Raw genomic sequence first — 11609 nt, forward strand, 5'->3', positions numbered from 1 at the left:
TTCTCTGATTTCGGCCGATATCACCGCGTGCCGGGCGCCGCTACCCGAAACTTGGCGGCTGCTGTGCGAAGACTTTCACCAGCCAGTCTATGAAGACGCGAACACGGGGCGAGAGCTGGCGGTTGCGTGGATAGAGGAGCGAAACCGGCGTTTCGGTCAGCGGAAAATCCGGCAGCACATGAATAAGGGTGCCAGCGGCCAGGTCCTTTTCGGCGTGGTAGCGCGGCACCTGTATCAAGCCCAGGCCGAGGCGGGCGGCCGACATGAAGCTCTCGGCGGCGTTGACGGTGACCGTCGCGGCCAGGGTGACATTGCGGATGCTGCCGTCTACCAGGAATTCCAGTGGCATTACGCCGCCGGTCGCGGTCGAACGAAAGCCGACCATGCGATGGCCGTCCAGCTTGTCCGGATGTTCGGGAATGCCATGGCGCTCGAGATAAGCGGGCGAGGCGAGGGTGATCTCCTCCAGCATGGCCACATGCCGGGCGATCATGTCGCTATCCTGCGGAATGCCGACCCGCAGCACGCAATCGATGCCCTCGCGCACCAGGTCGACCAGCCGGTCGCCTTCGCTCATGTAGAATTCGATATCCGGGTACGTCTCCAGAAATGACGGCAGGCTTGGCAGGACGAAATGCCGGGCAAGCGTGCCGTGCACGTCCACCCGAAGCATGCCTTTCGGCTTGGCGCCGGCAAAGGCGCCTTCGGCATCCTCGATGTCGGCCAGGATCGACAGGCAGCGCTGGTAATAGGCTTCCCCGTCGAGCGTCGGGCTGACATGGCGCGTGGTGCGCTGAAGCAGGCGAACGCCAAGCCGGGCTTCCAGCTGTTTCACGGCGTCGGTTACCGTCGAGCGCGGCAATCCTATATCTTCGGCTGCAAGGGTGAAGCTGCGCCTCTCCACAACGCGGGAGAAAACCCGCATGGCATCGAACCTGTCCATCGTATTTGTTCGTATTTTCCGGATAGTGATGCCGAAGAATGCATGATTATCCGCAGGATGAAAAGAGGCATCTTGTCCTTATCGGAACGCGCTGCGGCGCAAATGACTGAAGGAGAAAGAAAATGGCTAACAATAACAATAAGGTTGCTCTTGTCACCGGCGCTTCCCGCGGCATCGGGGCTGCCGTCGCCGAGCGTCTCGCCCAGGACGGCTTTACCGTCGTCATCAACTACTCCGGAAATGCCGCTCCCGCGGAAGAATTGGCTCGGAGGATCGAGCAGGCCGGCGGCAAGGCTCTGACGGCGAAAGCCGACGTCAGCGACGCGGAAGCCGTGCGCCGCATGTTCGATGCCGCAGAAGCAGCGTTTGGTGGCGTGGATGTGCTCGTCAACAATGCCGGCATCATGATGCTTTCACCGATCGCCGACGCGGACGATGCCCATTTCGACCGCCACATCAGCGTCAACCTGAAGGGCACCTTCAACACGCTGCGCGAAGCCGCCAAGCGCCTTCGTGACGATGGCCGGATCATCAATTTCTCGACGAGTGTCGTCGGCCTCAAGCTCGAGACCTATGGGGTCTATGCCGCTACCAAGGCCGCCGTGGAAACGCTGACGGCGATCATGTCGAAGGAAATGCGCGGCCGAAATATCACCGTCAACGCAATCGCTCCCGGCCCAACCGCCACCGACCTCTTCCTCAACGGCAAGTCGGAGGAACTGATCGGCCGCATGGCGAAGATGAACCCGCTGGAGCGTCTCGGCACGCCGGAAGACATCGCCGCCGCGGTCTCTTTCCTCGCCGGTCCCGACGGCAGCTGGATCAACGGCCAGGTGCTGCGTGCCAACGGCGGCATGATCTGACCCTCGGCCGGGAGGCGGCTATCCGTCTCCCCTTTCTCCCCGAATATTCACCGATCTGATTTGAAGAAGGAGCAGCACTATGAGCAAGCAAGTTATCGTCGTCACGGGTGCATCGAGCGGCTTCGGTGCGATGAGCGCACGCGCCCTCGCAAAAGCAGGCCATACCGTTTACGCCGGCATCCGCGCTACGCAAAGCCGCAATGCCAAGGCCGTTGCCGATGCGGCAGCGTTCGCTAAGGAAAACAATGCCGATCTGCGCAGCGTCGAGCTGGATGTCGCCGACAATGCCTCGATCGAGCAGGCGGTCGAAAAGATCGTTGCCGAAAACGGCCGCCTCGACGTCATCGTCCACAATGCCGGTCATATGTCCTTCGGCCCGGCCGAGGCCTTTACGCCGGAGCAATATGCGGAACTCTTCGATATCAACGTGCTCTCCACGCAGCGCCTCAATCGCGCGGCCCTGCCGCAGTTGCGCAAGCAGGGCAGAGGGCTGATTGTCTGGGTCTCGTCCTCCAGCACCCGCGGCGGCACGCCGCCGTTTCTGGCACCGTATTTCGCAGCCAAGGCCGCCATGGACTCGCTGGCCGTTTCGTATGCCAGTGAGCTAACCCGCTGGGGCATCGAGACCTCGATCATCGTTCCCGGCGCCTTCACCAAGGGCACCAACCACTTCGCGCATTCCGGCTCTCCGGCCGATACCGCACGTGCCGCCGAATATCTGGAAGGTCCTTACCAGGGCGTTTCGGACAAGGCGCTGCAGGGGCTGGCAGCACTTGAGCCTGCCGATGCCGATCCCGAAGAGGTTGCCCGCGCCATCGTCGACGTCGTCGGCAAGCCGTTCGGCAAGCGTCCGTTCCGCGTCCACGTTGATCCGTCGCAGGACGGTGCCGAGATCGTCAACGGCGTTGCCGATCGCGTCAGGGCCGAACTCTTCTACCGCGTCGGTCTGGAGGACCTGCTGAAACCCTCGGTGATCGGCTGACGCGGGCTTGATTGTTGCATTTTTGCGAACACTGCTATGCGAATCAAACGCCTTACAAAGTTCGCATTAGGGCGTATCTCTATTGGGTAAGGGGCGACGGGAAGTCTCCGTCCTGTCGCCCACCTCCAAGGTCCGCCGGGCCATTTCCCCTGGTGACGCGGTGGACCTCGAAATTCAAAGTCGATGATAAGCGGCCCGTCGAAGGTTTCCCTGCCTTCCGGGCCGCTTCCGTCTTCAAGGCTCATTGAGCTTCGCGTCGGCAAGCAGCTTCACCAGCCAGTCAACGAAAACGCGCACCTTGTTGCTCAAGTGCCGGTTCGGCGGATAGACGACGTAGAGCGGCAGCGGTTCGCGGCTCCACTCGGGCAAGACTGGCACCAGCTCGCCCTTGGCAAGGGCGTCGCCGATCATGAAGCGCGGAATCTGTGCAATACCGAGACCGTTCAGGACAGCCGTCACGTACGTCCGGCTGTCATTGACGGCGACGATGCAGCGCGGATTGACTTCGAGCTCTTCGTTGCCCTTGCGGAACTCGAAGGGAAAGGCGCGGTTGGTCTGAGCGCGGAAATAGCTGACCGAATAGTGGTCGGCTTCCAGTTCCTCGGGCCGGCCCGGGATACCGAACTTTTCGATATAGCGCGGGGCAGCGCAGGTTATCATTTCGACCTCGGAGACGCGCCTTGCGATCAGAGATTGATCGGCTGGCGTACCGCCGCGAAGGGCACAGTCGACATTCTCTGCAAGGTAGTCGACGTTGCGGTCGCTGACGCCCAGATCGATGCGGATCTCAGGATATTTCTCGTAGAAATCGCAGAGCGCCGGAACAACAATGGTATCGGCAAAAGCACCTGCCATTTCAACGCGTAGGCGGCCGCTCGGAAGGCTCTGCGAGTTGGAAAGACTGCCGTCGAGCTCTTCCAGCTCGGAGACGATCTGGGAGGCCCGCTCATAGTAAAGCGCGCCGTCCGTCGTGACCATGACGCGCCGCGTCGTGCGGTTGAGCAGCTTAGTGTGCAGATGCGCCTCCAGGCCCTGAATGAGATTGGTGATTGTCGCCTTGGGCATTGAGAGCGTCTCGGCCGCTCGCGTAAAGTTGCCCGTCTCAACCACGCGTATGAACGCGCGCATTGCCGAGAGTTGGTCCATTGGAGATCTCCACAGTGTGCACTGCGATATTATTCGAAAATCGGAACAGTGTAATCGCAATAGACCTTCTTATTCCGCGATGTGAATAACAATATGTTTTTTCGTAGATTGGCAAGCCATAGCTGTTTGCGCCGACCAAATGAAAGCCGGAACGATGGCGATGCAGGTGAAAGACATAGTGCTGGAGAAGGTGGCCACTGGCCCCGTTTCCGCACGCGTCTATCAGGGCGCCGAGTTCGGCAAGGGCGCGCCGATCGTTCTGTTCTTTCACGGCGGCGCCTTCCTGCAATCCGGCGTCAAGGAAAGTGCGGTTGCCGAGAGCATGGCGAACGCCGGCGCGATCGTTGCGATCCCTGACTACAACGCGCCACTCGGCAACGTCTTTCCGAAGCCGCTCGAAGTCGGCTATTCCCTCTTTTCCTATCTTGCCAACAAGCGTGCCTCCGGCATCGGCGATCGCAATTCGCTGCTTCTGGTCGCCGGCGAAGAGGCTGGCGGCAATATTGCGGCCGGTGTAGCGCTGAAGGCGCGCGATCATTATGCCGATGCGCTCGATGGCCAGATCCTCATTTCCCCGCTTCTTGATCCGTTCATGGGTACGGCCTCCATCCGCAAAGCCGATGGTATCGGCATGCGTCAGCGCTGGACGGAAGGCTGGAGCCACTATCTCAGCGGCGGCGGGTGCCATCCCTACGCCGCGCCCTGTCTCTGTTCGCGCATCGCCGGTGTTGCTCCAGCCCTCATTTTTACGGCGGAGGACGATCCTCTGCGTGATGAGACCGTCGGTTACGGAGCCCGCCTCAAAACGGCCGGCGTTGCAGTTCGCCAGCATATCCTCCCCGCCCGGGCAGGCTGGCCTTCGATTTACGGCGGGAAAACGGACGGCACTTCGAACTGGCAGGAAAACGTCAGCCGCGAGTTCGAAAGTTTCCTCCGAGAGTTAAGCGTTCAGCAGCAATTGCATTGAAGACAACCTGTTTTTGCCGGCCGTAGCGGCCGGAAGGAGAGTACCAATGACGTCCAGAAAGAAACGCTGGGCCCTGGTGGGCGCCGGCATAGGTGTTGTTGCGTCTGTTTCGGCGGCCGCTATCTTTTTTGAATTGCCGATGAGCACGGCTGCGACCGCCGCTTCGGAACCCGCGCAGGCTCCCGCTGTGCCGGTCACCGTTGCCGTGGTCCAGAGCCGTGACGTGACGGCCTGGGAAGACTTTTCAGGCCGTCTGGAGGCGGTAGACCGTGTTCAGGTCCGCCCGCGCGTTGCGGGTGCCATCCAGTCCGTGCACTTCCGCGAAGGCGCTTTGGTGAAGGCGGGCGATCTGCTTTTCACCATCGACCCGGCTCCGTATGAGGCTGCAGTCGCGCAGGCGCAGGGTCAGGTTGCTTCGGCCGAAGCCAAGGTCGGCCTGGCGCAGACCGAACTCGACCGCGGCCGCAAGCTTTCCGACAACCGCACGATCTCGCAGAGCGATCTCGATCAGCGTCAGAGCACGCTGGCTGAGGCGCAAGCGGGCCTTCGTTCGGCTCAGGCGGCCCTTCAATCCGCCCAGCTCGACCTCGACTACACGCAGGTGCATGCCCCGGTTTCCGGCCGCATCGGCAAGATCGAGGTCACCGTCGGCAACCTTGTCGCCGCTGGCTCCGCCTCGCCGGAACTGACGACGCTCGTCTCCGTCGACCCGATCTATGCGAGCTTCAATGCAAGCGAAGAAATGGTGACGAAGGCGCTTTCGGAGCTTCCGGCAACCGACGCCGCGCTGCCGGCCGTCGAACGGATCCCGGTTGAAGTCGGCACGCTCGCCGATGACGGCACGCCGATCAAGGGCAAGCTGCAGCTCGTCGACAACGAAGTCGATGCGGCAAGCGGCACCATTGCGGTCCGCGCCGTCTTCGACAATCCCGGCGGCAAGCTGATCCCCGGCCAGTTCGTGCGGGTCCGCATGGGTCAGCCGAAATCCGAGAACAAGATCGTCATCAACGACCGCGCGGTCGGCACTGATCAGGACAAGAAGTTCGTCTTCGTCGTCGATGGCGAGAACAAGGTCAGCTACCGGCAGATCCAGCTCGGCTCGCTGTTCGACGGCCAGCGGGTGATCGAAGGCGGTCTCACTGCCGGCGAGAAGATCGTCGTCAACGGGCTGCAGCGCATCCGTCCGGGCGCAATCGTGGCGCCCCAGATGGAAGAGAAGGTCGCGACCAACTGAAAATTCCCTTCTCCCCCACGGGGAGAAGGTGGCCCGAAGGGCCGGATGAGGGGGCGGGTGCGGCCGGGACGGCCTCGCTTTCGCTCAGCCGTTCGCTCCTTCGTCGCTCACCCCCTCATCTGTCCTGACGGACATCTTCTCCCCGCTGGGGAGAAGGGGATGGGCCGCAATCCAAAAATATACCACCCGCCGGCGGCCTCCCATGCCGCCTGAGAGGGACCTTATATCCATGTTCACCCCGGAGAGGGCTTTGATATGAACATCTCCAGATTCTTTGTCGACCGCCCGGTGTTTGCCGGTGTTCTTTCGGTCCTCATCGTGGTCGCCGGCCTGATCGGCCTCAGGGCGCTGCCGATTTCGGAATATCCGGAAGTCGTGCCGCCTTCCGTCGTCGTGCACGCCACCTATCCCGGCGCCAACCCGTCGGTCATCGCCGAAACGGTGGCGACGCCGCTCGAAGAGCAGATCAATGGCGTCGAGGGCATGCTTTACATGTCCAGCCAGGCGACCTCCGACGGGGCACTCAACGTCACTGTTACCTTCCAGCTGGGCACCGATCCGGACAAGGCACAGCAGCTCGTACAGAACCGCGTTTCGCAGGCCGAGCCGCGTCTTCCGGCGGAAGTGCGCGCGCTCGGCATCACCACGGTCAAGAGCTCGCCCGACTTCATCATGGTCGTGAACCTCGTCTCGGATGGAGACAATCATGACATCACCTACCTGCGCAATTACGCGACCCTGAACGTCAAGGACCGGCTTGCCCGCATCCCAGGTGTGGGCCAGGTGCAGGTCTTCGGCGCCGGCGACTATTCGATGCGCGTCTGGATCGATCCGCAGAAGGCTGCCGAGCACAATCTTGCCGCCAGCGACATCAGCAATGCGATCAATTCCCAGAACGTGCAGGCCGCCGCCGGCATCATCGGCGCGTCGCCGAGCCCGACGGGCGTCGACCTGCAGCTCAACGTCAATGCCCAGGGACGTCTGCGCACACCTGAGGAATTCGGCAACATCATCGTCAAGACAGGCGCCAACGGTGAAATCACCCGCCTTCGCGACGTTGCCCGCATCGAGCTTGGTGCCGCCGACTATAGCCTGCGCTCACTGCTCGACGGCAAGCCGGCCGTCGCCGTCGCCGTCCTTCAGGCGCCGGGTTCGAACGCGATCGAGATCGCAGACAACGTGCGCGCCACCATGGATACGCTGCAGCAGGCGATGCCCGATGGCGTCAAGTACGAAATCGTCTACGATACGACGAAGTTCGTACGCGCCTCGATCGAAAAGGTCATCGATACGCTGCTCGAGGCTATCGCGCTCGTCGTTCTCGTCGTCATCCTGTTCCTGCAGACATGGCGTGCCTCGATCATTCCGCTGATCGCCGTTCCGGTATCGATCATCGGTACGTTCGCGGTCATGTATGTCTTGGGCTTCTCGATCAACGCGCTCAGCCTCTTCGGGCTGGTGCTGGCGATCGGTATCGTCGTCGACGATGCGATCGTTGTCGTTGAAAACGTCGAACGCAATATCGAGAACGGGCTCAGTCCGCGACAGGCGACCTACAAGGCCATGAAGGAAGTGTCCGGCCCGATCATCGCGATTGCGCTGGTGCTGGTCGCGGTCTTCGTGCCGCTCGCCTTCATCTCCGGCCTGTCGGGTCAGTTCTACCGCCAGTTCGCGCTGACGATCGCGATCTCGACCGTGATTTCTGCCTTCAACTCGCTGACGCTCTCCCCGGCGCTTGCTGCTCTTCTTCTGAAGGGGCATCACGCACCGAAGGATTGGCTGACGCGGTTCATGGACGCGATCTTCGGCTGGTTCTTCCGCGGCTTCAACCGCGCCTTCGGTGTCGGTTCCAGCTACTACGGCAAGGGCGTGGGCGGTCTCCTGTCGCGCAAGAGCATCGTCATGGTGGTCTATCTTGCGCTGGTGGGAACGACTTACAGCCTGTTCACCACGGTTCCGGGCGGCTTCGTGCCTTCGCAGGACAAGCAATATCTGATCGGCTTCGCACAGCTGCCGGATGCCGCAAGCCTCGACCGCACGGAAGACGTCATCAAGCGCATGACCGATATTGCCCTGAAGCAGCCGGGTGTCGACCATGCGATCGCCTTCCCCGGCCTGTCGATCAATGGCTTCACCAACTCCTCGAATGCCGGCATCGTCTTCGTGACGCTGAAGGACTTCGACGAGCGCAAGACGCCGGACCTTTCCGGCGGCGCGATCGCCATGGCACTGAACCAGAAGTTCGGCGCCATCCAGGATGCCTTCATCGCCATGTTCCCGCCGCCGCCGGTCAACGGTCTCGGCACGACGGGCGGATTCAAGCTGCAGATCGAGGATCGCGCAGGCTTGGGCAACCGGGCGCTCGACGAGGCAACCAAGGCAGTCCTTGCCAAGGCCTATCAGACGCCTGAGCTTGCCGGTCTGTTCTCCAGCTTCCAGATCAACGTGCCGCAGCTCTATGCCGATCTCGACCGCGCCAAGGCCGAGCAGCTCGGAGTGTCCGTCACCGACGTCTTCCAGACGCTGCAGATCTATCTCGGCTCGCTTTACGTCAACGACTTCAACGCCTTCGGCCGCACCTACAGCGTTCGCGTCCAGGCCGATGCCAAGTTCCGGGCACAACCGGAAGATATCGGCCAGTTGAAGGTCCGCTCGGCATCGGGCCAGATGATCCCGCTTTCGGCGCTGCTGAAGGTGGAGCCGAGCACCGGTCCGGAGCGTGCGAACCGCTACAACGGCTTCCTCGCGGCCGATATCAACGGCGGTCCGGCACCGGGCTTCTCGTCCGGTCAGGCGCAGGCGGCAATCGAGAAGATCCTGAAGGAGACGCTGCCTCCGGGCATCGACTTCGAATGGACGGATCTGACCTACCAGCAGATTCTTGCCGGCAATTCGAGCGTCGTCGTCTTCCCGCTCGCCCTGCTGCTCGTCTTCCTCGTGCTGGCTGCCCAGTATGAGAGCCTGACCCTGCCGCTGGCGATCATCATGATCGTGCCGATGAGCCTGCTGGCCGCACTGACCGGTGTCTGGCTCACGGGTGGAGACAACAACATCTTCACCCAGATCGGCTTCGTGGTCCTTGTCGGCCTCTCGGCGAAGAACGCGATCCTGATCGTGGAATTCGCCCGCGAGCTCGAGTTCGAGGGCAGGACGCCGGTCCAGGCCGCAATCGAGGCAAGCCGCCTGCGCCTGCGCCCGATCCTGATGACCTCCATGGCCTTCATCATGGGCGTCGTTCCGCTCGTCACCTCGACGGGTGCCGGTTCGGAAATGCGCGCCGCCATGGGTGTCGCCGTCTTCTCGGGCATGATCGGCGTGACCTTCTTCGGCATCTTCATGACGCCGGTCTTCTACGTGCTCTTGCGCAGGATGACGGGCAACCGTCCGCTGATTCAGCACAACGACAATCATCCTCGGGATGAAGAAGAGCATGTCCGGGTCGCCGCCGAATAAGCGGGAGCTCGACGAGCAAAAAAAAGAAGGCGGGACATCGGTCCCGCCTTTTTCATTTGCGCGCAGGCGTCATCTGTCTATGTTTTTTTGACGAACGTACATCGCATGCAGGGAGCAATCCCTAGCTCGGGAGGAAGGAATGACTGACAATAAAACGCCGAAACGTCGCCTGCGTTCGCAGGACTGGTTCGACAATCCGGACCATATAGACATGACGGCTCTCTATCTCGAGCGCTTCATGAACTACGGCATCACCCCGGAGGAGCTGCGCTCCGGCAAGCCGATCATTGGCATCGCCCAGAGCGGCAGCGACCTGACCCCCTGTAACAGAGTGCATATCGAGCTCGCCAAACGCGTGCGCGACGGCATTCGGGATGCGGGTGGCATTCCGATCGAGTTTCCGACACATCCGATCTTCGAGAACTGCAAGCGGCCAACGGCGGCGCTCGACCGCAACCTCGCCTATCTCGGGCTCGTCGAAATTCTCTACGGCTATCCGCTTGACGGCGTCGTGCTGACGACCGGCTGCGACAAGACCACCCCTTCGGCGATCATGGCCGCCTCGACCGTCGATATCCCGGCCATCGTGCTTTCCGGCGGGCCGATGCTCGACGGCTGGCATGAAGGGGAGCTGGCGGGCTCCGGCATGGCGATCTGGCGGTCGCGGCGCAGGCTTGCGGCGGGAGAGATCGACGAGGAGGAGTTCCTGCAGACGGCGCTCGATTCCGCACCGTCTGTCGGCCATTGCAATACGATGGGCACGGCTTCGACGATGAACGCTCTTGCAGAGGCGCTTGGCCTGTCGTTGACGGGCTGCGGCAATATCCCCGCCGCCTATCGCGAGCGCGGCCAGATGGCCTATCGCACCGGACGACGCGCCGTCGAGATCGTTTTCGAAGATCTGAAACCGTCGGATATTCTGACGCGCGAAGCCTTCCTCAACGCCATCCGCACCAATTCGGCGATCGGCGGTTCCACCAATGCGCAGCCGCATCTGGCGGCGATGGCAAAGCATGCCGGCGTCGAGCTTCATCCCGACGACTGGCAGGTCCACGGCTTCGATATCCCGCTGCTTGCGAATGTCCAGCCGGCCGGCGCCTATCTCGGAGAGCGCTATCATCGCGCGGGCGGCACGCCGGCGATCATGTGGGAACTGCTGCAAGCCGGAAAGCTCGACGGGAACTGTCGGACGGTGACCGGCAGGACGATGGCCGAGAACCTGGAAGGCAGGGAGGCACGCGACCGCGAAGTCATCCGGCCGTTCAACGAGCCACTGAAGGAGCGGGCGGGTTTCCTCGTGCTCAAGGGCAATCTCTTCGATTTCGCGATCATGAAGATGAGTGTGGTCTCGGAGGATTTTCGCAAGCGCTACCTGCAAGAACCCGGCCACGAAGGCATATTCCAGGGCAAGGCGGTCGTGTTCGACGGCTCTGAGGACTACCACAAGCGGATCAACGATCCGGCGCTCGACATCGACGAGAACACTATCCTCGTCATCCGCGGGGCAGGCCCGATCGGCTGGCCGGGATCAGCCGAGGTCGTGAACATGCAGCCGCCGGATCGTCTCCTGAAACGCGGTATCCGCAGCCTTCCGACGATCGGCGATGGCCGACAGTCCGGGACTGCGGACAGCCCCTCGATCCTCAATGCCTCGCCGGAGAGCGCGGCCGGCGGCGGTCTCGCGTGGCTTCGTACCGGTGATATCATCCGCATCGATTTCAATCAGGGCCGTTGCGACATGCTGGTCGATGCGACCGAGATCGAACGCCGGAAAGGGGATGGCATTCCACCGGTGCCGCCGGACGCCACACCATGGCAGCGTATCTACCGCCGGTCGGTCAATCAGCTTTCTGAAGGTGCGGTTCTTGAGGGAGCACCGGAATTTAGGGGGATTGCAAAATTTCCACCGCGCCACAATCATTAGACGCAAGCGTTAAGGAATTGGGCACCCTATAACCAATTCGATAGTCCCAAAGTATATTCGTTAATGTGGGTTTGAGACGGTACTATAAGTCATCGCA

Annotated in this window: 8 protein-coding genes; 6 read left to right on the forward strand and 2 right to left on the reverse strand. The window is 61.8% G+C overall.

Annotated elements, in window-relative coordinates; genetic code table 11:
* Positions 1-40: 40 nt before the first annotated feature.
* Entirely contained in the window at positions 41-943 is a 903-nt protein-coding gene (locus HGP14_RS24450; RefSeq protein ID WP_168832462.1) for a LysR family transcriptional regulator, read from the reverse strand.
* A 122-nt stretch (positions 944-1065) separates the two neighbouring features.
* On the opposite strand from HGP14_RS24450, the gene HGP14_RS24455 reads away from it, so the two are divergent.
* Both HGP14_RS24455 and HGP14_RS24460 read left to right on the forward strand, forming a co-directional pair.
* On the forward strand, positions 1066-1806 hold the full coding sequence (locus HGP14_RS24455; protein WP_168832463.1) for an SDR family oxidoreductase: 741 nt from the start codon (positions 1066-1068) through the stop codon (positions 1804-1806).
* 79 nt (positions 1807-1885) lie between these two features.
* Positions 1886-2788 carry an SDR family oxidoreductase gene (locus tag HGP14_RS24460; protein ID WP_168832464.1) on the forward strand — a complete coding sequence of 301 codons (903 nt, stop codon included), beginning with the start codon at positions 1886-1888 and terminating at the stop codon, positions 2786-2788.
* A 234-nt stretch (positions 2789-3022) separates the two neighbouring features.
* On the opposite strand, the gene HGP14_RS24465 is transcribed toward HGP14_RS24460, so the two are convergent.
* On the reverse strand, positions 3023-3934 hold the full coding sequence (locus tag HGP14_RS24465; RefSeq protein WP_168832465.1) for a LysR family transcriptional regulator: 912 nt from the start codon (positions 3932-3934) through the stop codon (positions 3023-3025).
* Between the two features lie 154 nt (positions 3935-4088).
* Here HGP14_RS24465 and HGP14_RS24470 point away from each other — a divergent pair, with 154 nt between their 5' ends.
* The 4 genes from HGP14_RS24470 to HGP14_RS24485 all read left to right on the forward strand — a co-directional run bounded on the left by HGP14_RS24470 (position 4089) and on the right by HGP14_RS24485 (position 11512).
* Positions 4089-4901, forward strand: a complete 813-nt coding sequence (locus tag HGP14_RS24470) for an alpha/beta hydrolase fold domain-containing protein (RefSeq protein ID WP_168832558.1) — start codon at positions 4089-4091, stop codon at positions 4899-4901.
* Positions 4902-4947: 46 nt separating this feature from the next.
* Entirely contained in the window at positions 4948-6135 is a 1188-nt protein-coding gene (locus tag HGP14_RS24475; RefSeq protein WP_168832466.1) for an efflux RND transporter periplasmic adaptor subunit, read from the forward strand.
* Positions 6136-6390: 255 nt separating this feature from the next.
* The gene (locus HGP14_RS24480; protein ID WP_168832467.1) at positions 6391-9588 is read left to right on the forward strand and encodes an efflux RND transporter permease subunit; all 3198 of its coding nucleotides are present in this window, start codon (positions 6391-6393) and stop codon (positions 9586-9588) included.
* 139 nt (positions 9589-9727) lie between these two features.
* Positions 9728-11512, forward strand: a complete 1785-nt coding sequence (locus HGP14_RS24485; protein WP_168832468.1) for an IlvD/Edd family dehydratase — start codon at positions 9728-9730, stop codon at positions 11510-11512.
* Positions 11513-11609 lie beyond the last annotated feature (97 nt).

The organism is Rhizobium sp. P32RR-XVIII, assembly GCF_012641395.1.
Lineage (GTDB): Bacteria > Pseudomonadota > Alphaproteobacteria > Rhizobiales > Rhizobiaceae > Rhizobium.